Raw genomic sequence first — 19,175 nt, 5'->3', positions numbered from 1 at the left:
GATCGAGGGTTGCCCGCAACCGCCTATCAAGGAAGAAAGAGGACCCGATGCCGCGTGGAAGATCCGCCACCTACGACGACCAGCGTGAACTGATCCTCTCGCAGGCGGCCCAGCTGTTCGCGCGCCGCGGCTATCCGGCCACCTCCATGAACCAGGTGGCCGAGGCCTGCAATCTCTCGAAGGCCACGCTCTACCACTACTACAGGGACAAGAGCAGCCTTCTGATCAGCATTGCCGAGACCCACGTCTCGCGGCTGGCCGCGCTGGTGGCCGAGGAAGAGGCCTCGACGCACACCGACGAAGAGCGGCTGCGCCGCTTCATCTACCGCATCGTCGAGGAATATGCGGGCGCGCAGGACGCGCACCGCGTGCTGACCGACGACGTGCGTTTTCTGGAAGAAGCCGACCGCGAGCGCGTGCTCGACCAGGAACGGCAGGTGGTGGCGGGCTTTGCGCGCGCGGTGTCCGCCTTGCGCCCCGGCGCTCCGAGCGACGACCTCGCGAAGCCGCTGACCATGCTGCTGTTCGGCATGATCAACTGGATGTTCACGTGGATGAAGCCCGGGGGCCGGCTCGACCATGCGTCGATTGCGCCGATCGTGGCCGACCTGTTCCTGGGCGGCATCGGCGCCGTCAAGTCGCCTGCGCCCCGCGCCGATTCTGCGCCGACGGCCAACCGGCCGGACGCGGTCAAAGAATCCGGTTGAACCAGAGCAGCGACAGCCCCGCCGACAGCAGCGTAAGAATGGCCGCGCCGAGCGCGAAGAGCGCAGAGATCTCGGTTTCCTTCTTTTCCACCGTGAGCCGCGAGCTCAGCGTTTCGTACACCTTCTTCAGGTCGGCGGCGGTGCCGGCGTAGAAGTATTCGGCCTGCGTCTTGTTGGCCACGGCCTTGAGCGTTTCCTCGTCGAGCCGCACGCGCATCGACCAGCCTTCGAAACCGATGGTCTCGCCGTCGACCGTGCCCACGCCCACCGTGTAGATGCGCACGCCGCGGTCCGCCGCGGCCTTGGCCGCGTCGAGCGGATCGACGCCGGTGGTGCGCTGGCCGTCGGTCAGCATGATGATGGCGGCCGAGGTGTAGGAGCCCGGCGCCACGGGGGTGAATTCCTTGGCCTGCTTCTCGGTCTGGTCGATGGGCGTGCCGCGCTGGCGGCTGGGTGCGCTGAACTGCGAGACGTCGATGCCCGCGTCGGGGAACAGGGTGGCGAGCGACACCACGATCGCATTGCCCGTGGCCGTGGCGCGCTGCAGCTGGAAGCTGTCGATGGCGGTGATCAGGTCGTCGTGGTTGGTGGTGGGCAACTGCGCCACCTGCGCGCTGCCCGCGAAGGCGACGATGCCCACTTTCACGTGTCGCGGCAGGTCCTTGATGAAGGTCTTGGCCGCTTCCTGGGCCGCGACCAGGCGGTTGGGCAGCACGTCGGCCGCGCGCATGCTTCCGGAAACGTCCATCGCGAGGATGATGGTCTGCTGGTTCGAAGGCAGCATCACCACGGCCATCGGCCGCGCGGCCGCCACCAGCATGGCGGCCATGGCCAGCAGGAACAGGAAGGGCGGGATGTGCCGCCGTATGCTCTGGCCGGCGCCCATGGCCTCGCGCACGATCGACAAGCTCGCATAGCGCACCGCCAGCTTTTTCTTGCGGCGGATCAGCCAGATGTAGAGCAACACCAGGAGCGGCAACGCCGCCAGCAACCAAAGGAATTGAGGCCAGAGAAAAGTCATGCTGCCACCGCCTTCACTCCGCTGATGCCGATGCGCGTGCGGCGCTTGCGCATGTCGGCAAAACGAACGATGGCTTCCACCAGGTCGTCGCTGGTCGAAAGCTCGAGCGCGTCGACGCCCGCCCTTGCGAGTGAAGCGCGCAGCGTTGCTTCGCGCTCGGCCGCCAGGCGCGCAAAGCGCTTGCGAAAGCCCGCATCATGGGTGTCGACCCAGAGCTGCTCGCCGGTTTCGGCATCGCGCAGCGGCACCAGGCCGAGGTCGGGCAGATCGAGTTCGAGCGGATCGAACAGGCGCACGGCAATGACCTCATGCCGCTGCACCAGCTGGCCGAGTGGGCGTTCCCAGCCGGGCTCGCTCAGAAAATCGGACACCACGAAGACGGTGGAGCGGCGCGGCATCAGCATGCCGGCGGACTTCAGCAGGTCGGCCAGCCGCGTCATGCCTTTTTGCGTGGGCGCGGCCTCGAACCTGTCGGCGCGGCGCTCCATGGCATGCAGCAGGTGCAGCACATGCCGGCGGCCGCTGCGTGGCGGGATCACGGCTTCAAGGTCGGTGCCGTACACCAGCGCACCGACCCGGTTGCCATGGCGCGTGAGCAGGCGCGCGAGCACGCCGACGAATCCGGCCGAGATTTCGCGCTTGGCCCTCTGGCCGGATCCGAAATCGACCGACCGGCTCAGGTCGAGCACGAACCACGCGGACATCTCGCGGTCTTCGGTGAAGACACGCACGTGGGGCGTCTGCAGCCGCGCGGTCACGTTCCAGTCGATGTGGCGCACGTCGTCGTTGTGCTGGTATTCGCGCAGGTCGGCCAGATCGAGCCCGGTGCCGCGCATCAGCGTGCGGTAGTCGCCCTGCAGCAGGCCGTCCAGGCGGCGGATCACCGTCCATTCGAGCCGGCGCAGCGCGCGGTCCGCCCCGCCGGCTTCAGCAACGAGCCGTTCGTCGTTCGCGGCCGCGGGGGCCTTACGCCACCAGCTTTTCATGTTCGAGCGGTTTGGGAGGAGCGGGGACGGCTTTCATGATCTTCTCGATCAGGCTGTCGGGCGTGAGCCCTTCGGACAAGCCTTCGTAGGAAAGCGTCACGCGATGGCGCAGCACGTCGGGCACCAGCGCCGTCATGTCTTCGGGCAGGGCATAGCTGCGGCCGCGCAGCAGTGCGAGCGCGCGTGCGCCTTCGGTGAGGCTGATGCTCGCGCGCGGGCTGGCGCCGAAGGTGATGAAGCGGCGCATGTCCTTCAGGCCGTGCTTGTCGGGCGTGCGCGTGGCGGAGACCAGCTTCACGGCGTACTGGATGAGCGAAGGGTCGACGTACACGCGCCGCGCCTCGGCCTGCAGCTCTGCGAGCTGTTCGGTGGTTGCGACCGGGCTGGCGCCCACTTGCGGGCCGATCACGCGCTGGACGATGACGAACTCTTCCTCGTCGCTCGGGTAGTCGACCAGCACCTTCATCATGAAGCGGTCGACCTGTGCCTCGGGCAGGGGATAGGTACCCTCGGTCTCGATGGGGTTCTGCGTGGCCATGACCAGAAAGGGCCGCGGCACCCGGTGCGTCTCGCCGGCAATGGTGACCTGGCGCTCCTGCATCACCTCGAGCAGCGCGCTCTGCACCTTGGCCGGTGCGCGGTTGATTTCGTCGGCCAGCAGCAGGTTGGCGAACACCGGGCCGAGCGAGGTGCTGAACTCGCCGGTCTTCTGGTTGTAGATGCGCGTACCGACCAGGTCGGCCGGCACCAGGTCGGGCGTGAACTGGATGCGCTTGAACTGGCCGCGAACGGTGTCGGCCAGCGTCTTGACGGTGAGCGTTTTCGCGAGGCCCGGCACGCCTTCGACCAGCAGGTGGCCGCCCGCGAGCATGGCGACCATCACGCGCTCAAGGAAGCGGTCCTGGCCCACCACCACCCGCTTGACCTCGTAGAGGATCTGCTCCATCAGCTCGGCCGTGGCGGAAGACGTGGAAAAGGGGGTCTCGGTGCTCATGCGATGGTCTCTCTGGATGAATGAACGATCGAAAGCTGGGGCGTGGTGCGGGGCCTGTGGGTCTAGAACGGCGGCGACCCGGCGGCCGAGGCCGCGTTTTCAATCGGCACTGCAAATCCGATGCCAATGAAGGTGCGCTGCTGTGTCGGATTGAGGATGGCGGTGACGATGCCGAGCACCTCGCCGTCCATGTTGATCAGCGGTCCGCCCGAATTGCCGGGGTTGGCCGCCGCATCGAACTGGATCAGGTTGCCAAGCTCCTGCTTGCCCTCGGGCGAGCGGAACGAGCGCTTCAGGCCCGAGACCACGCCGGCCGATACCGACGGCCCGATGCCGAACGGAAAGCCGACGGCGGCCACCTGGTCGCCGGGTTGCAGATCGGCGGTCGAGCGCATCACCGCGGGAATGAGGTCATCTGGAATCTTCTGGGCCTGCAGCACCGCGAGGTCGTTCTCGGGCTGCACGCCGGTGATGGTGGCCACCGCTTCGAGCCCGTCGGCGAACGTCACCTTGATGGTCTCGGCGCCTGCCACCACATGCAGGTTGGTGAGGATCACGCCCTTGTCGACGATGACCACCCCGGTGCCCACGCCGCGCTCGACTTCACCCGGCGGCGCGTCCGCTTCGGGCAGCTTGCCCTTGGCCAGATTGCGGCCGCGCTTCTGGATCTTGGCCTCGGGCGTGGCTTTCTCTGTGCCGTAGCCGACCACGCGTACGACGGAGGGCCGCACGATTTCGGCAGCCTTCGCGGCCGGGGAGGGCAGCGTGTGGGTCTGCAGCGTGCGCAGCACGGCCGCATCGATGTCCTTTTGCGTCAGCGCCTTGGCGCCGTGCCGGGGCCACCAGGTGGCGCCGCCGGCAGCGAGCGCGGCGCTGAGGACCACCACGAACGCAAAACTGCGACGGCCCGGCTGCCAGCCGGCCTTGGCGGGTTTTGCAGAAGGGGGGGAGTCGGGAGAACCGGGCGGCGCGCCGTTGCCTGCGGCCTCGGGCGATGGCACGGCAACCTGGCCGGCCGTGGAGTCGGCCGCTTGCGGCTGCGTGCCGGGCGAACGGCTGTACAAAGCGGGCCTGCGCATCGGGACACCTCCGGCAAGGGATGACGGGTGATCAGGGAGTCACAGTAGCACGCTTTCTTCTGCCTTGCATCCCTTCGGGCATCATCTCGCCATGGCTGCATTCGTCGATACCCACTGCCACCTCGATGCGCCCGAATTCGGTGCAGAGATGCCGGTCATCCGCGCACGGGCCGCCGGACGGGGCGTGGCACTGTGTGTCATTCCTGCCGTGGCCGTCTTCAACTTTGCCACGGTGCGCGAACTCGCGCGGATGCAGGGCGATGCGTACGCACTCGGCATCCACCCGCTGTGCACCGGCAATGCGCAAGAGTCCGACCTGGAAACACTGGACGCCGAACTCGCCGCGCGCCGGGGCGATCCCCGGCTGGTCGCGGTCGGCGAGATCGGGCTGGACTACTTCGTGGAGGGGCTGGACAGCGACAAGCAAGAGCACTTTTTTCACACTCAGTTGCAACTCGCGCGCAAATACGATTTGCCGGTGCTCATCCACGTGCGTCGCTCGGTCGACAAGGTGCTCAAGCATCTGCGGCAGACCTCGGCAGGACGGCCCTGGCGGGGCATTGCCCATGCATTCAACGGTAGCGAACAGCAGGCCAAGGCCTGCATCGACATCGGCCTGAAGCTGGGCTTCGGCGGCGCCGTGACCTTCGAGCGCGCGTTGCAGCTGCAGCGGCTGGCCGCCACGTTGCCGCTCGAATCGATCGTGATGGAAACCGATGCGCCCGACATCCAGCCCCACTGGATCTACCGCACGCAGGCACAACGCGCAGCCGGCGAACCGCAGGGCCGCAACGAACCCGGCGAACTGCCGCGGATCGCCGAAGTGGTGGCGACATTGCGCGGCATCGGAGTCGACGAATTGGCCCGGGCCACCACCCAGAACGCCGTCGAAGCCCTGCCTCGGCTCGAAAGTCTTCTCGCATTGTCGGAAGCCAGGCCGCACCGCGCGTAGGCCGATGTCCCGTCTTGCGCTTGCGCAAGCGAGGCCCGCATTTTTGCTGTCATCCTTGATGTTCGAAGTGGCGTTGCTTGTTCAGTGGCAACTCCGTCACTCCAACACTTCATCCAAAAGGAGTCTTCACATGAGCAGATCTTTCATTCGCACCGTGCCTGTTGTCCTCGCCCTCGCGCTTGCCTCCATCGGCGTTTCCGCCGTGGCGCAAACCGCGGCGCCCGCAACTGCCGAACCCACCACGACTGAAAAGGTGAAGGAAGCCGGCAAGGACGCGGTCGATGCGACCAAGAGCACGACCAAGAAGGCCGTGAACGCCACCGAGCGCGGCACCAAGAAGGCCTGGAACGCGACCAAGCGCACCACCAAGAAGGCCACCACCGCCACCAAGAAGGTGGCCGTGAAGACCGGCGACGCCGTTGAAACCGCTGGCCACAAGACGGCCGACGGCATGCGCAGCACCGGCAAGGCCATCGGCGAGAAGATCCCCGGCACCGCAGAGAACGAAGCCGCCAAGAAGTAAGTTGGCTTCGGCCTCGACGAAAGAACCCGCTTCGGCGGGTTTTTTCATGGGCGGCGACAGTGCCAAGATACCGCCCCATGAATTCACCTGTCGCACCCGACACCGCCAGCGCGGTGCTCACGGGCCTCGCACCCGTCGTCTCGCCCGCGACCGTCGTGCTGATCCTCGGCAGCTTCCCGGGCGTCCGGTCGCTCGAGCAGCAGCAGTACTATGCGCATCCGCAAAATCAGTTCTGGAAAATCTTGCAAGCCGTTTGGCCCCACCACCCGCTCCCGATGGGCGCGGACAGCTACCCCCAAAAGAAAAAATGGCTGCTCGACCGCGGCCTGGGCGTGTGGGACGTGTACGCCGCCTGCGAGCGCGAGGGCAGCCTCGACTCCGCCATTCGCGCGCCCGTGGCCAACGACATCGCGGGGCTGCACCTGCCCCGGCTGGCTGCCATTGCGCACAACGGCGGCGAGAGCTTCAAGCATGCGCGCCACACGCGCACCCTGGGCGTGCCGGTCTACCAGCTGCCTTCCACCAGCCCCGCCAACGCGTCGTGGAGCTTCGAGCGCAAGCTCGCAGCCTGGCGCGAGGTCTTTGTCGCCCACCACCTTCTTTGATGGCCACGAGCAAAACTCCCGTTCTCCCCGAAGTCAATTTTTCCGACTGGGGCGACATCCGCTACCTGCATCTCGGCACCGAATGGGTCCAGGGCTCCATGAAGCTCGATGCGCCTTTCGAAATCGAGCTCGAATACGTCCAGCGCATGATGGCCTGGCTGCTGTTCGGCGACCCCAAGAGCGTGGCAAACCGCCATGCGATGCAGCTCGGCCTCGGCGCCGCCACGCTCACCAAGTTCTGCCGCAAGACCCTGCGCATGCGCACCACCGCGGTGGAACTGAATCCGCAGGTGGTGTCGGCCTGCCGCGGCTGGTTCAAATTGCCGGCCGACGACCCGAAGCTGCGCGTGGTCATTGCCGATGCGGCGCTCGAGATCCGCAAACCCGAATGGCATGGCACGGTCGACGCCCTGCAGGTCGACCTGTACGACCACGAAGCGGCCGCGCCGGTGCTCGACAGCGAAGATTTCTACGCCGATTGCCGTGCGTTGCTCACTGAAGACGGCTGCATGACGGTCAATCTTTTCGGCCGCTCGTCGAGCTACGAGCGCAGCCTGGAGAAAATCGCCGGCGCATTCGGGGCCGATGCGGTCTGGGCCTTCAAGCCGACGCGCGAAGGCAACACGGTGGTGCTGGCACAGCGCACGCCGAGCCGCCCGAAGCGCGAAGCCCTTGCCGAGCGTGCCCAAACGATCCAGACTCGATGGGCCTTGCCCGCGCCGAAATGGCTGCGTGTCTTCAAACCGCTGAATCCCACTCTCACCCGACCGTCCGGCCCATGAGCGCTGTTCCCGCTGTTCCCGCCCCCGCCTCGAAGGCTGCCCGACACGAAGGCCCGCTCGACCTGCGCCGCCTGATCGAATGGCTCGCCACCGACGGCGTGATCTCGCCAGTGGAAGCCAAGCGCACCATCGCGCGCTGCGCCCAGGCCGAGAGCCGGCAGGCGCCCCTGGTGCGGCTGGCCAACGTGGCCATGACGCGCGAAAGCGACGGCAAGCCGCTCGATCTCGAAATGCTCACGCAGTGGCTTTCCGGTCGCGCGGGGTTGGCCTACCTGCGCATCGACCCGCTGAAGGTCGACGTGGGCAAGGTGGCCGACACCATGAGCGCGGCCTATGCCGAGCGCCACAAGGTGCTGCCGGTGCAGGTGCTGCCCAATGAGGTCGTAGTGGCCACGGCCGAACCCTTCCTGACCGACTGGATCGCCGAAGTGGAGCGCCAGTCGCGCCGCACGGTGCGCCGCGTGGTGGCCAACCCGACCGACATCCAGCGCTATACGGCCGAGTTCTTTGCGCTCGCCAAGTCGGTGCGTGCCGCGCAGAAAGCCGGCGGCAACACCGGCGGCGCGAGCTTCGAACAGCTGGTGGAACTGGGCAAGAGCACCAAGCAGCTGGACGCCAACGACCAGAGCGTGGTGCAGGTGGTCGACTGGCTCTGGCAATACGCCTTCGACCAGCGCGCGAGCGACATCCACCTGGAGCCGCGCCGCGAGCAGGGCGTGATCCGCTTCCGTATCGACGGCATCCTGCACCCGGCCTACCAGATGCCGATGGGCGTGATGAACGCGATGGTGTCGCGCATCAAGCTGCTGGGCCGCATGGACGTGGTCGAGAAGCGCCGCCCGCTCGACGGCCGCATCAAGACCCGCAACATGCGCGGCGACGAGGTCGAGATGCGCCTGTCCACCTTGCCCACCGCATTCGGCGAGAAGATGGTGATGCGGATCTTCGATCCCGACACGGCCGTGAAGGACCTCGACGCGCTCGGTTTCGCGCAGCACGACGCGCATCGTTGGGAGCAGCTCGTCACGCGACCGAATGGCATCATCCTGGTGACGGGCCCCACGGGTTCGGGCAAGACCACCACGCTGTACTCCACGCTCAAGCGCGTGGCGACCGAAGAAGTCAACGTGAGCACGGTCGAAGACCCGATCGAAATGATCGAGCCCTCGTTCAACCAGACGCAGGTGCAGCCGCAGCTCGACTTCGGCTTTACCGAAGGCCTGCGCGCGCTGATGCGGCAGGACCCCGACATCATCATGGTCGGCGAAATCCGCGACCTGGCCACGGCCGAGATGGCGGTGCAGGCCGCGCTCACCGGCCACCTGGTGTTCAGCACGCTGCACACCAACGACGCGCCCAGCGCCATCACGCGCATGATGGAACTGGGCGTGCCCTCGTACCTCATCAATGCCGTGATGCTCGGCGTGCTGGCCCAGCGGCTGGTGCGCACGCTGTGCCCCAACTGCAAGCAGCCCGATGACACGGTCACGCGCGAGAAGCTCGAGACCATCGTCAAGCCATGGCAGATCACCGGCTCGGTGCGCGCCTACAAGCCCGTGGGCTGCGTCGATTGCCGCATGACCGGCTACATGGGGCGCATGGGCCTGTACGAACTGCTGAGCATCAGCGAAGACTTCAAGGCCCAGGTCACCAAGGAGCCGAACCTCGCAGGGCTGCGCCGGCAAGCCGTGATCGACGGCATGCGGCCGCTGCGCCTGGCGGGCGCGTTGCGCGTGGCCGAAGGCGTCACCACCATCGAGGAAGTGCTGAGCGCGACCCCCCCGCTCGAGTGAGGGCCCCTGGCCCGAGCCCTGGGGGTTATCCCTAGCCTTTCGGTTAGTGGAATCCACATCGGGCTGACCACCAGCTGACTCGACAATCTCGCATCGAAATTTGTTCGAGGAGACTGTTCGTGAAAATCAAGAGTCAGAAAGACTTTTTCTCGGGCCTGATGTTTACGGTCGTAGGAACGGCGTTCGCATGGGGCGCCACCACCTACAGCGTAGGCAGCGGCGCCCGCATGGGGCCGGGTTATTTCCCGTTGATGCTGGGCATCCTGATGGCCGTCATCGGCCTGGGGATCATGTTCAGCGGCCTGACCGTTGAAACCGCCGACGGCGAAAAGATCGGCAAGTGGGCCTGGAAGCAGGTGGTGTTCATCCTGGGTGCCAACCTCGCATTCGGCATCTTGCTGGGCGGCCTGCCAAGCATCGGCGTGCCAGCCATGGGAATGATCATCGCGATCTACGCGCTCGTGATCATCTCGAGCCTCGCGGGCCACGAGTTCAAGCTGCCAAGCGTGCTGATCCTGGCCACCGTGCTGGCCATCGGCAGCTATGTGGCCTTCATCTGGGCGCTCAAGCTGCAGATCCAGGTCTGGCCGACCTTCATCACCGGTTGAGAAAGCGCGCAAATGGAATTGTTTGAACACCTCTCGATGGGTTTTGGCGTTGCCTTTACCTTCACCAACCTGCTGTACTGCCTGGTCGGCTGCATTTTGGGCACACTGATCGGCGTGCTGCCGGGCATCGGCCCGGTCGCGACCATCGCGATGCTGCTGCCGGCCACGTATGCGCTGCCGCCCGTGTCGGCGCTGATCATGCTGGCCGGCATCTACTACGGCGCGCAGTACGGCGGCTCGACCACCGCGATCCTGGTGAACCTGCCGGGCGAATCGTCCTCGGTGGTGACCGTGATCGACGGCTACCAGATGGCGCGCAAGGGCCGCGCAGGCCCCGCGCTGGCCGCGGCGGGCCTGGGCTCGTTCTTCGCGGGCTGCGTGGGCACGCTGATCCTGGCGGCCTTTGCACCGCCGCTGACCGAGCTGGCCTTCAAGTTCGGCCCGGCCGAGTATTTCTCGCTGATGATCCTGGGCCTGATCGGTGCCGTGGTGCTGGCCTCGGGCTCGCTGCTCAAGGCCATCGGAATGATCGTGCTGGGCCTCCTGATGGGCCTGGTCGGCACCGACGTGAACTCCGGCGTGGCGCGCTACAGCTTCGACATTCCGGAACTGACCGACGGCATCGGCTTCGTGGCCATTGCCATGGGCGTGTTCGGCTACGGCGAAATCATTGCCAACCTCTCGCGCCCCGATGACGAGCGCGAAGTGTTCACTGCCAAGGTTTCGGGCCTGTTTCCGACCAAGGAAGACTTCAAGCGCATGATCCCCGCCGTGCTGCGTGGCACGGCGCTGGGTTCGGCGCTCGGCATCCTGCCCGGTGGCGGCGCGCTGCTGGCGGCTTTTGCGGCCTACACGATCGAGAAGAAGACCAAGCTGCAGCCGGGCGAAGTGCCCTTCGGCAAGGGCAACATCCGCGGCGTGGCGGCTCCCGAGTCGGCCAACAACGCCGGCGCGCAGACCTCCTTCATCCCGTTGCTGACGCTGGGCATTCCGCCCAACGCCGTGATGGCGCTGATGGTGGGCGCGATGACCATCCACAACATCCAGCCGGGCCCGCAGGTGATGACCAGCAACCCCGAGCTGTTCTGGGGCCTGATCGCCTCGATGTGGCTGGGCAATGCGATGCTGATCATCCTGAACCTGCCGCTGATCGGCATGTGGATCAAGCTCTTGTCGGTGCCCTACAAGTTCCTGTTCCCGGCCATCGTGCTGTTCTGCGCCATCGGTGTGTACTCGACCAACAACAACACCTTCGACATCTGGATGGTGGGCATCTTCGGCCTGGTGGGCTACACCTTCTTCAAGCTGGGTTGCGAGCCCGCGCCGCTGCTGCTGGGCTTCATCCTCGGGCCGATGATGGAAGAGAACCTGCGCCGCTCGCTGCTGCTGTCGCGTGGCGACTGGAGCGTGTTCGTCACGCGCCCGATCTCCGCCAGCCTGCTGGCTGCCGCACTGCTGCTGCTGGTGATCGTGCTGCTGCCTGCCGTGAAATCGAAGCGCGAAGAAGCCTTCGTCGAGGTTGACTAGGCGCGCCAAGCAATAGTGAACAAAACGGCGCCTTCGGGCGCCGTTTCTTTTTTCAGGGCCTGGCGGCTCTTGGCGGTTTCATGTGCTGCCTTGCCATCGCGAGGAAAGCCATCGCCGCCGGGCTGAGGGGATGCTTGGCCAGGCGGATGGCGACCACCGGGTACTCGAGGATCGGACGCGTCACGGCCACGGCGCGCAGGTTGCCCGGCATCAACACCTCCACGTAGCGCGGCAAGAGCGCCACGCCTGCACCCGCCTGGATGAGCCCGAACGCCGTCGACAGCATCGACACGTGGTGCACCACGCGTGGATAGACGTTGGCCATGCTGGAGAGCTGGCGGCTGACGGCGCGCCACACATTGGCGTCGGGGTTGACGTGGATGAAGGGCAGCGCCTCCAGGTGCTTCGCATCGACCACCACGCGCTGCGCCAGCGGATGGTCGTCGCGCACGAACAGGGCCATGCGTTCGGAAAAGAGAGGCTCGGTTGCCAATTCCGAGTGCTTCTGCCCGATGTCGGAACCAAAGCCCAGGTCGGCTTCCTGCGAGAGGATGCGCGAGATCATCTGCTCCGCGGTGCTGTCGAGCAGCGTGGTGGCGAGCGTCGGGTGCTTCTGCGAAAAGCGGCCGAGCACCGGCGGCAGCAGGGCGCCCGCCGTGAGGTGGCCCACCGCCAGCACCACCCGCCCTTCGCGCAACTGCGACTGCGAACGGCAGGCGTCCACGGATTCATCGATGAGCCGCAGCGCACGCACAGCCGTCTCGACCATCACCTGGCCCGCGCTCGTCAAGCGGATGCGGCGGCCCCGCACCACCAGCGGCTGCCCGAGCTCTTCTTCCATGCGCTTGACGAGGTGGCTGATGGCGGGCTGGGTCAGCTGCAGGGTTTCCGCCGCGAGCGTGAAGCTGCCCGATTCGGCAACGGCCGCCAGCGCCCGCAGTTGCTGCAGCGAGATCTCTTCCGAGGCGTTTCTTGTCATAAACAGCGCTCATAGTTGAATAAGCGGAATTATCTGGCTTGATGCCCGGCGGCTGCATAGCATGCAAGCTTTCCATCGGGCCAGAATTCAGACCATGAAACGAATCCAGTTCCTTCAAGGGGTTGCCGTTGCTCTCTGCGTGGCCGCATCGACGGCCAGCCTGGCCCAGGGCTACCCGAACAAGCCGGTGCGGCTCATCGTGCCGTTCCCGGCTGCCGGCGCCACGGATCTTTTTGCGCGCACCCTCGGGCAGAAGATGAGCGAAAAGCTGGGCACCACGCTGATCGTCGACAACAAGCCGGGCGCGGGCGGTGCGATCGGGTCCGACATGGCCGCCAAGGCGCCGCCCGACGGCTACACGCTGCTGCTGGCCACCACCAGCACGCATTCGATCGGCCCCGCCATCACCAGCAAGCTGCCTTACGACACGGTGCGCGACTTCTCGCCCATTGCGCACGTGGGCGACGCGCCGAGCATCATGCTGGTGCCGGTCGACTCGCCCGCCAAGACCGTGCGCGAATGGATCGCCTACGCACAGAAGAACCCCGGCAAGCTCAACTACGCGTCGAGCGGCAACGGCACCATCGTGCAGCTCACCGCCGAGCTCTTCAAGGCGCAGGCCGGCGTGTTCGTGACGCACATTCCCTACAAGGGCACGGCGCTTGCCATTCCCGACCTGATCAGTGGCAAGGTCGATGTGCTCTTCGATTCGCTGCCCACCGGCATGCCGCACGTGCGCGATGGGCGGCTGCGCGCGCTTGGCGTGACCACGCTGAAGCGCAGCCCGCTCGCGCCCGAACTGCCTCCGATCGCCGATACGCTGCCCGGTTTCGAGTCCAACACCTGGTTCGGCTTCTATGGCCCGAAGGGATTGCCGCCGGACATCGTGGCGCGCGTCAACAAGGCCGCCAACGAGGCGCTGGCCGATCCCGAAGTGAGAGAAAAGCTCTCGCGCCTGGGCATCGAACCCGCGGCCGCCGGCACGCCCGAGCAGTTCGCGAAGATGGTGGCCGCGGACGCCGCCAAATGGAAAAAAATCATCGTCGAGCGCAAGATCAGCAACGAATAGCGAGCCACCCCAATGAACTTCGACTTCAACAATCCCTACCTTTCCACCCGCATTCCGATCTTTGCGCGCAACGTGGTGTCGACCTCGCACCCGCTCGCCTCGCAGGCGGGGCTGCGCATGCTGCAGCAAGGCGGCAACGCCGTCGATGCGGCCATTGCCACGGCGGCCGTCATGACGCTGGTCGAGCCCGTGAGCAACGGCCTTGGCAGCGATGCCTTCTGCATCCTGTGGGATGGCAAGGAACTGCATGGCCTCAACGCCTCGGGTCCTGCACCCAAGGCCTGGACGCCCGAATACTTCAGGGCCAAGTACGGCGCCGATACCGCCACGCCGCCCATGCGCGGCATCGATTCGGTGACCGTGCCAGGCGCGGTGCGCGGCTGGGTGGCGCTCTCCGATCGCTTCGGCAAGCTGCCTTTCGCCGACCTGCTGGCGCCGGCCATCGACATCGCCGAGCGCGGTTACCTGGTACCGCCGGTGGTGCAGCAGAAATGGGCGGCGGCCACGCCGGTGCTCGAATCGGTGGCGGGCTTCGCGCGGACGTTCATGCCCTGGGGCCGTGCGCCCGAGGTCGGCGAGCTGTTCCGCTTCACGGCCGCGGCGCGCGCGCTCAAGGCCATTGCCCGCACCAAGGGCGAGGCCTACTACAGCGGCGAGATTGCCGAAGCGCTGGCCAGGTTTTCGACGGAGCAGGGCGGCTCGCTCACGGTGGCCGACCTCTCGGCCTACCAGCCCGAATGGGTCAAGCCGATCTCGCGCGACTACCGCGGCCACACGCTGCACGAGATTCCGCCCAACGGGCAGGGCATTGCGGCGCTGATCGCGCTCGGCATTCTCGAGAAATTCGACATCGCGTCGCTGCCGGTCGACTCCGTCGCCTCGCAGCATTTGCAGATCGAGGCGATGAAGCTCGCCTTCGCCGACGTGTACCGCTACGTCTCGGAGCCATCGTCGATGACGGTGACCCCGGCGCAAATGCTCGATGACGCTTACCTCGCATCGCGTGCGAAACTCATCGACGTGAAAAAGGCACAGGACTTCAAGGCCGGAAACCCCGTGAAGGGCGGCACCATCTACCTCACGGCCGCCGACGAGAGCGGCATGATGGTGAGCTTCATCCAGAGCAACTACATGGGTTTCGGCTCGGGCTGCGTGGAACCCGAGTTCGGCATCAGCCTGCAGAACCGCGGTCACGGCTTCAGCCTCAAGGCCGAGAGCCCGAACGTGGTGGCACCAGGCAAGCGGCCCTTCCACACCATCATTCCGGCCTTCCTCACGAAGGACGGCCAGCCCGTGATGAGCTTCGGCGTGATGGGCGGCAACATGCAGCCGCAAGGGCACATGCAGACGCTGGTGCGCATGCTCGACTACAAGCAGAACCCGCAGGCCGCCTGCGATGCGCCGCGCTGGCGCTTCAACGCGGGGCTCGAGATCAACGTCGAGGCTGCGATGAACCCGAACACCGTGCAAGGCCTGCGCGAGCTCGGCCACCATCTCGATGTGATCGACGACTCCTACCAGGACTTCGGCGCCGGCCAGTTCATCTGGCGCGCGGGCGATCCGTCGGTGGAAGGCTACGTTGCCGCCAGCGATCCGCGCCGCGATGGCGTGGCTGCAGGCTTTTGAAGGCTACGCGATGATCGAGGGATGACCAAGTCCGCCGTACAGACCGGCTTTCCCTCTTCTGCAAGCGGCGCAAGGAGCATTGCGCCCGGCCTCGTCCTTGCCTCGCTGGGTGCGGTCGCATTCAGCGGCAAGGCCATCATCGTCAAGCTGGCCTACCGGTACGGCGTGGATGCGATCACGCTGATCATGCTGCGCATGCTGTTCGCGCTGCCCCTGTTCGCGCTCATGGCGTGGTGGGCCGGCCGCGGCAAGCCTGCGCTCACCTTCCGTGACTGGCTCGGCGTCGTCGGGCTCGGCTTCTCGGGCTATTACCTTGCGAGCTTTCTCGACTTTGCGGGGCTCGCCTACATCTCGGCCAGCTTCGAGCGGCTGATCCTTTATCTCAACCCCACGCTGGTGCTTCTGTTCGGCTGGCTCCTGTACCGGCGCCGCGCCACGCGGCCGCAGGTGCTGGGCATGATCGTGAGCTATGCCGGCGTGCTGCTGGTGTTCGGGCACGAGCTCTGGATCGGCAGCGGCGGCAAGGGCGGCGGGGCCGCAGCCTGGGGTGCGTTCCTGGTGTTCCTGAGCGCCGTGAGCTATGCGGGCTACCTCGTCTACAGCGGCGAGTTCGTCAAGCGCCTGGGGTCGCTGCGGCTCGTGGGCCTGGCCACCACCGTGGCCTGCGTGCTGTGCATCCTGCAGTTCGTGCTCGCGCGGCCGATGAGCGTTGCCATGCAGGTGGCGCCCGAGGTCATCTGGCTCTCGGTGCTCAACGCCACGCTGTGCACGGCAGTGCCTGTCCTGATGGTCATGATGGCCATCGAGCGCATCGGCCCCGCCATGGCCGCGCAAACCGGCATGATCGGGCCCTTGTCGACCATCCTCATGGGCGTGGTCATACTCGGCGAGCCGTTCACCGGGTGGATCGCGGCCGGCACGGTGCTCGTGATCGCGGGCATCTTCGTTTTCACACGCACGGGGCGCTAGCGTCCCTGCAGATCAGGAGCAACAAACATGGATCTGGGCATTGCAGGCAAGACCGCGCTGGTGTGCGGCGCGAGCAAGGGACTCGGCTACGGCTGCGCCGAAGCGCTGGTGCGCGAAGGCGTCAACGTGGTCATCGTGGCGCGAGGCGCCGAGGCACTCGAGGCGGCGGCGAAGAAGCTGGCTGCTGCGGCCGCCGGTTCGCCAACGCCGTTCGTCAAGCACGTGGCCGCCGACATCACCACCGAAGCCGGCCGCGCCGCGGTGTTCGCACTGGGCCATGACTTCGACATCGTCGTCACCAACGCCGGCGGCCCGCCACCGGGCGATTTCCGCAACTGGGACCGCGAGGCCTGGATCAAGGCCGTCGACGCCAACATGCTGACCCCCATCGAACTCATCAAGGCCACGGTCGACGGCATGGCCAAGCGCGGCTTCGGGCGCATCGTCAACATCACGTCCAGCTCGGTGAAGTCGCCGATCGACATTCTTGGGCTCTCGAACGGCGCGCGCAGCGGCCTGACCGGCTTCGTGGCCGGCGTGGCGCGCACGCCCATTGCGGCGCAGGGCGTGACCATCAACAACCTGCTGCCCGGCTCCTTCGACACCGACCGCCTCAAGGGCACGATGGCCGGTACGGCGCAGAAGTCGGGCCAGGATTTCGACACCGTGTGGGAAGCCCGCAAGAAGAACATTCCCGCCAGGCGCTTCGGCACGCCGGCCGAGTTCGGCGCCATCTGCGCCTTTCTCTGCAGCATGCAGGCCGGCTACATGACCGGGCAGAACATTTTGGCCGACGGCGGCGCCTACCCGGGCACGTATTGAGCTCGCCCTCAGGCTTCGCGCACTTCGTGTCGCTTCTCCCACCCCCTGCCGGGGGCAACGCCAGCGGCCCGGCAAAGCCGGTTCCGCGGTGTCCGCTTGAAGGGGGCGTTGTTCAATCAGCGCCGTGACGACACCACGATCCCGCCCACGATCAGCGCGAATGCCGCGCCGTGGTACCAGTGCGGCGGCTCGCGCAGGAAGGCCGCGGACAACAGCGCGGCGAACAGCGGCGTGAGGTTCATGAAGAAGCTCGCGGCCTGCGGCCCGGCATGCTGCACGCCGCTGCCCCAGCAGCGGTAGGCCAGCACCGCGGGGCCGATGCCGATGAACGCCAGCGCCGCGAACAACGGCCAGCCGGGCACGATGCGGGCGTCGGCCAGCGTCCATTCGCCGGCTGCGAACACGCCCGACCACGCGAGGCCGAACACCAGCTGTGCCATCAGGAATGCGGCCCAGTCCTGCCGCACGGCCTGCGGCTCGCGCGTGCGCGCCAGCATCCAGCTGTAGAACGCCCAGGCGATGGTGCCCAGGATCATGTAGAGGTCGCCCGGCACCAGCCGCAGCGCAAGCAGCTGCCGCCAATCGCCGCGGCTCAGCACCAGCAGCACGCCCAGCATCGAGAGCAGCGAGCCGCCGATCTCGCGTGCGCTGACGCGGGCACCGAAGAAGATGGCACCCGTTGCGAGCATCCACAGCGGCAGGCTGGAGCCCACCAGCGTGACGTTGATCGGCGTGGAGGTCTGCAGTGCCAGGTATTGAAACGCGTTGTAGCAGCCGATGCCTAGCAGCCCCAGGACGGCGTAGCGCTTCCAGTGCGCCCACAAGGGGCTGGTCGGCCGCACCACCGGCCATGCGAGCGGCAGCAGCAGCGCGAACGCAATGACCCAGCGCACGAAATTCAGCGTGAGCGGCGAGACCAGGTCGCGCACCAGCCGGCCGACCACGGCATTGCCGGCCCACAGCAGCGGCGGCACGGTGAGCAGGAAGACGGTGGAAGGCGTGAGGCGCTGCTGCATGGGCGCCGACTCTACCGGGCATTGCCCTCTGCCGCCGCGGCAAGGCCAAACGTGGCACGATGCGCTTCTTCTTTTTTCCGCGTGCCTGGAGACTGCAAAGATGATGAGCAAAGCCGTCCGTATCGACCGCCATGGCGGTCCCGAAGAACTGAAGATCGTCGACGTGGAAGTCGGCGAGCCCGGCCCGGGCGAAATACGCATCCGCCACAAGGCCGTGGGCCTGAATTTCATCGACACCTACCAGCGCAGCGGGCTCTACCCCTTCCAGCTGCCGCTGCAGCTGGGCATGGAAGCCTCGGGCGTGGTCGAGGCCGTGGGCGAAGGCGTGGCGCACCTCAAGGCCGGCGACCGCGCCGCCTATGCGAGCCAGCCGCCCGGCGCCTACAGCGAGCTGCGCGTGATGCCGGCCAAGACCGTGTGCAAGCTGCCCGACGCCATCTCCTTCGAGACCGGCGCGGCCATGATGCTCAAGGGCCTGACGACGCAATATCTGCTGAAGAAGACGCTGCCGGTGGAAGGCTTGCAGCCCGGCGACTTCATCCTGTTCCATGCGGCGGCCGGCGGCGTCGGCCTGATTGCGTGCCAGTGGGCCAAGGCGCTCGGCCTGCAGCTGATCGGCACCGCGGGCAGCGATGCCAAGTGCAGGCTCGCACTCGAATACGGCGCGGCGCATGCCATCAACTACAGCACCGAGAACTTCGCGGCCCGCGTGAAAGAGATCACCGGCGGCAAGGGCGTGAAGGTGGCGTACGACTCGGTGGGCAAGGACACCTGGGAAGGCTCCATCGACTGCCTGCGCCCGTTCGGCCTCTTGGCGGTGTTCGGCAACGGCTCGGGCCCGGTGCCGCCGATCAGCCTGGGAACGCTGGCTTCGAAGGGTTCCCTCTATGTGACGCGGCCGACGCTGTTCACGCACATTGCCACGCGCGAAAGCACGCAGGCGATGGCTGACGACCTGTTCGCGGTGGTGCAGAGCGGCGCGGTGAAGATCCCGATCGACCAACGCTATGCATTGGCCGACGTGCAGCAGGCGCACCGCGACCTGGAAGCGCGCAAGACCACCGGCTGCACCATCCTCACGCTCTGAGGCAGAGCACGGCTGGCGCGCCGGCGGCGG

Annotated in this window: 19 protein-coding genes; 13 read left to right on the top strand and 6 right to left on the bottom strand. The window is 66.5% G+C overall.

Annotated features, from left to right (window positions below; translation table 11 throughout):
* Positions 1-47 precede the first annotated feature (47 nt).
* Complete coding sequence (locus tag ACAM55_RS18860) at positions 48-707, top strand: TetR/AcrR family transcriptional regulator (RefSeq protein ID WP_369653004.1); 660 nt, start codon at positions 48-50, stop codon at positions 705-707.
* Here the strand turns inward: ACAM55_RS18860 and ACAM55_RS18855 are convergent.
* From ACAM55_RS18855 to ACAM55_RS18840, 4 genes are all read right to left on the bottom strand, one after another.
* On the bottom strand, positions 691-1,728 hold the full coding sequence (locus ACAM55_RS18855; protein WP_369653003.1) for a VWA domain-containing protein: 1,038 nt from the start codon (positions 1,726-1,728) through the stop codon (positions 691-693). The two genes, ACAM55_RS18860 and ACAM55_RS18855, sit on opposite strands and share 17 nt — an antisense overlap.
* Positions 1,725-2,714 (bottom strand): DUF58 domain-containing protein, encoded by a 990-nt coding sequence (locus tag ACAM55_RS18850; RefSeq protein ID WP_369653002.1) that lies wholly within the window; start codon positions 2,712-2,714, stop codon positions 1,725-1,727. The genes ACAM55_RS18855 and ACAM55_RS18850 overlap by 4 nt, the downstream gene beginning before the upstream one ends.
* Positions 2,695-3,708, bottom strand: a complete 1,014-nt coding sequence (locus ACAM55_RS18845; protein WP_369653001.1) for an AAA family ATPase — start codon at positions 3,706-3,708, stop codon at positions 2,695-2,697. Before ACAM55_RS18845 ends, ACAM55_RS18850 begins: the two co-directional genes overlap by 20 nt.
* Before the next feature lie 62 nt (positions 3,709-3,770).
* Positions 3,771-4,787 (bottom strand): S1C family serine protease, encoded by a 1,017-nt coding sequence (locus tag ACAM55_RS18840; RefSeq protein WP_369653000.1) that lies wholly within the window; start codon positions 4,785-4,787, stop codon positions 3,771-3,773.
* Between the two features lie 91 nt (positions 4,788-4,878).
* Between ACAM55_RS18840 and ACAM55_RS18835 the strand changes: the two genes are divergently transcribed.
* The 7 genes from ACAM55_RS18835 (at position 4,879) to ACAM55_RS18805 (ending at position 11,577) form a co-directional block, all read left to right on the top strand.
* Positions 4,879-5,739, top strand: a complete 861-nt coding sequence (locus ACAM55_RS18835; RefSeq protein ID WP_369652999.1) for a TatD family hydrolase — start codon at positions 4,879-4,881, stop codon at positions 5,737-5,739.
* Between the two features lie 130 nt (positions 5,740-5,869).
* Positions 5,870-6,262, top strand: coding sequence for a hypothetical protein (locus ACAM55_RS18830; RefSeq protein WP_369652998.1), 393 nt, complete (start codon positions 5,870-5,872; stop codon positions 6,260-6,262).
* 77 nt (positions 6,263-6,339) lie between these two features.
* A complete protein-coding gene (locus ACAM55_RS18825; protein ID WP_369652997.1) occupies positions 6,340-6,867 on the top strand; it encodes a DNA-deoxyinosine glycosylase in 528 nt (175 codons plus the stop codon).
* Positions 6,867-7,649: a spermidine synthase gene (locus ACAM55_RS18820; protein ID WP_369652996.1), complete on the top strand. Its 783-nt coding sequence runs from the start codon at positions 6,867-6,869 to the stop codon at positions 7,647-7,649. Before ACAM55_RS18825 ends, ACAM55_RS18820 begins: the two co-directional genes overlap by 1 nt.
* Entirely contained in the window at positions 7,646-9,442 is a 1,797-nt protein-coding gene (locus ACAM55_RS18815; protein WP_369652995.1) for a GspE/PulE family protein, read from the top strand. The genes ACAM55_RS18820 and ACAM55_RS18815 overlap by 4 nt, the downstream gene beginning before the upstream one ends.
* 119 nt (positions 9,443-9,561) lie before the next feature.
* Positions 9,562-10,050 carry a tripartite tricarboxylate transporter TctB family protein gene (locus ACAM55_RS18810; protein WP_369652994.1) on the top strand — a complete coding sequence of 163 codons (489 nt, stop codon included), beginning with the start codon at positions 9,562-9,564 and terminating at the stop codon, positions 10,048-10,050.
* A 12-nt stretch (positions 10,051-10,062) separates the two neighbouring features.
* Positions 10,063-11,577, top strand: a complete 1,515-nt coding sequence (locus ACAM55_RS18805; protein ID WP_369652993.1) for a tripartite tricarboxylate transporter permease — start codon at positions 10,063-10,065, stop codon at positions 11,575-11,577.
* A 52-nt stretch (positions 11,578-11,629) separates the two neighbouring features.
* Here the strand turns inward: ACAM55_RS18805 and ACAM55_RS18800 are convergent, their stop codons facing one another.
* The gene (locus ACAM55_RS18800; protein ID WP_369652992.1) at positions 11,630-12,556 is read right to left on the bottom strand and encodes a LysR family transcriptional regulator; all 927 of its coding nucleotides are present in this window, start codon (positions 12,554-12,556) and stop codon (positions 11,630-11,632) included.
* A gap of 94 nt (positions 12,557-12,650) precedes the next feature.
* Between ACAM55_RS18800 and ACAM55_RS18795 the strand changes: the two genes are divergently transcribed.
* The 4 genes from ACAM55_RS18795 to ACAM55_RS18780 are packed head-to-tail and all read left to right on the top strand — an operon-like array spanning position 12,651 to position 17,042.
* Positions 12,651-13,625 (top strand): Bug family tripartite tricarboxylate transporter substrate binding protein, encoded by a 975-nt coding sequence (locus ACAM55_RS18795; RefSeq protein WP_369652991.1) that lies wholly within the window; start codon positions 12,651-12,653, stop codon positions 13,623-13,625.
* Between the two features lie 12 nt (positions 13,626-13,637).
* Complete coding sequence (locus tag ACAM55_RS18790) at positions 13,638-15,251, top strand: gamma-glutamyltransferase family protein (protein WP_369652990.1); 1,614 nt, start codon at positions 13,638-13,640, stop codon at positions 15,249-15,251.
* A gap of 21 nt (positions 15,252-15,272) precedes the next feature.
* Entirely contained in the window at positions 15,273-16,220 is a 948-nt protein-coding gene (locus ACAM55_RS18785; RefSeq protein ID WP_369652989.1) for a DMT family transporter, read from the top strand.
* A gap of 27 nt (positions 16,221-16,247) precedes the next feature.
* Positions 16,248-17,042, top strand: coding sequence for an SDR family oxidoreductase (locus ACAM55_RS18780; protein ID WP_369652988.1), 795 nt, complete (start codon positions 16,248-16,250; stop codon positions 17,040-17,042).
* 116 nt (positions 17,043-17,158) lie between these two features.
* Here the strand turns inward: ACAM55_RS18780 and ACAM55_RS18775 are convergent, their stop codons facing one another.
* Positions 17,159-18,058: a DMT family transporter gene (locus ACAM55_RS18775; RefSeq protein ID WP_369652987.1), complete on the bottom strand. Its 900-nt coding sequence runs from the start codon at positions 18,056-18,058 to the stop codon at positions 17,159-17,161.
* 103 nt (positions 18,059-18,161) lie between these two features.
* Between ACAM55_RS18775 and ACAM55_RS18770 the strand changes: the two genes are divergently transcribed.
* Positions 18,162-19,145 (top strand): quinone oxidoreductase, encoded by a 984-nt coding sequence (locus tag ACAM55_RS18770; RefSeq protein WP_369656425.1) that lies wholly within the window; start codon positions 18,162-18,164, stop codon positions 19,143-19,145.
* The last annotated feature ends 30 nt before the right edge of the window (positions 19,146-19,175 follow it).

It is taken from the genome of Variovorax sp. V213, assembly GCF_041154455.1.
Classification (GTDB): Bacteria; Pseudomonadota; Gammaproteobacteria; order Burkholderiales; family Burkholderiaceae_C; genus Variovorax.
This window is presented reverse-complemented; position numbering and strand designations above follow the sequence as displayed.

Excerpts from the sequence above, each read along its gene's own strand:
- ACAM55_RS18795 (WP_369652991.1), top strand. The coding sequence starts at position 12,651 with ATGAAACGAATCCAGTTCCTTCAAGGGGTTGCCGTTGCTCTCTGCGTG.
- ACAM55_RS18860 (WP_369653004.1), top strand. The coding sequence starts at position 48 with ATGCCGCGTGGAAGATCCGCCACCTACGACGACCAGCGTGAACTGATC.
- ACAM55_RS18840 (WP_369653000.1), bottom strand. The coding sequence starts at position 4,787 with ATGCGCAGGCCCGCTTTGTACAGCCGTTCGCCCGGCACGCAGCCGCAA.
- ACAM55_RS18835 (WP_369652999.1), top strand. The coding sequence starts at position 4,879 with ATGGCTGCATTCGTCGATACCCACTGCCACCTCGATGCGCCCGAATTC.
- ACAM55_RS18775 (WP_369652987.1), bottom strand. The coding sequence starts at position 18,058 with ATGCAGCAGCGCCTCACGCCTTCCACCGTCTTCCTGCTCACCGTGCCG.
- ACAM55_RS18845 (WP_369653001.1), bottom strand. The coding sequence starts at position 3,708 with ATGAGCACCGAGACCCCCTTTTCCACGTCTTCCGCCACGGCCGAGCTG.
- ACAM55_RS18825 (WP_369652997.1), top strand. The coding sequence starts at position 6,340 with ATGAATTCACCTGTCGCACCCGACACCGCCAGCGCGGTGCTCACGGGC.
- ACAM55_RS18770 (WP_369656425.1), top strand. The coding sequence starts at position 18,162 with ATGAGCAAAGCCGTCCGTATCGACCGCCATGGCGGTCCCGAAGAACTG.
- ACAM55_RS18855 (WP_369653003.1), bottom strand. The coding sequence starts at position 1,728 with ATGACTTTTCTCTGGCCTCAATTCCTTTGGTTGCTGGCGGCGTTGCCG.
- ACAM55_RS18815 (WP_369652995.1), top strand. The coding sequence starts at position 7,646 with ATGAGCGCTGTTCCCGCTGTTCCCGCCCCCGCCTCGAAGGCTGCCCGA.
- ACAM55_RS18800 (WP_369652992.1), bottom strand. The coding sequence starts at position 12,556 with ATGACAAGAAACGCCTCGGAAGAGATCTCGCTGCAGCAACTGCGGGCG.
- ACAM55_RS18785 (WP_369652989.1), top strand. The coding sequence starts at position 15,273 with ATGACCAAGTCCGCCGTACAGACCGGCTTTCCCTCTTCTGCAAGCGGC.
- ACAM55_RS18805 (WP_369652993.1), top strand. The coding sequence starts at position 10,063 with ATGGAATTGTTTGAACACCTCTCGATGGGTTTTGGCGTTGCCTTTACC.
- ACAM55_RS18850 (WP_369653002.1), bottom strand. The coding sequence starts at position 2,714 with ATGAAAAGCTGGTGGCGTAAGGCCCCCGCGGCCGCGAACGACGAACGG.
- ACAM55_RS18790 (WP_369652990.1), top strand. The coding sequence starts at position 13,638 with ATGAACTTCGACTTCAACAATCCCTACCTTTCCACCCGCATTCCGATC.
- ACAM55_RS18830 (WP_369652998.1), top strand. The coding sequence starts at position 5,870 with ATGAGCAGATCTTTCATTCGCACCGTGCCTGTTGTCCTCGCCCTCGCG.
- ACAM55_RS18780 (WP_369652988.1), top strand. The coding sequence starts at position 16,248 with ATGGATCTGGGCATTGCAGGCAAGACCGCGCTGGTGTGCGGCGCGAGC.
- ACAM55_RS18820 (WP_369652996.1), top strand. The coding sequence starts at position 6,867 with ATGGCCACGAGCAAAACTCCCGTTCTCCCCGAAGTCAATTTTTCCGAC.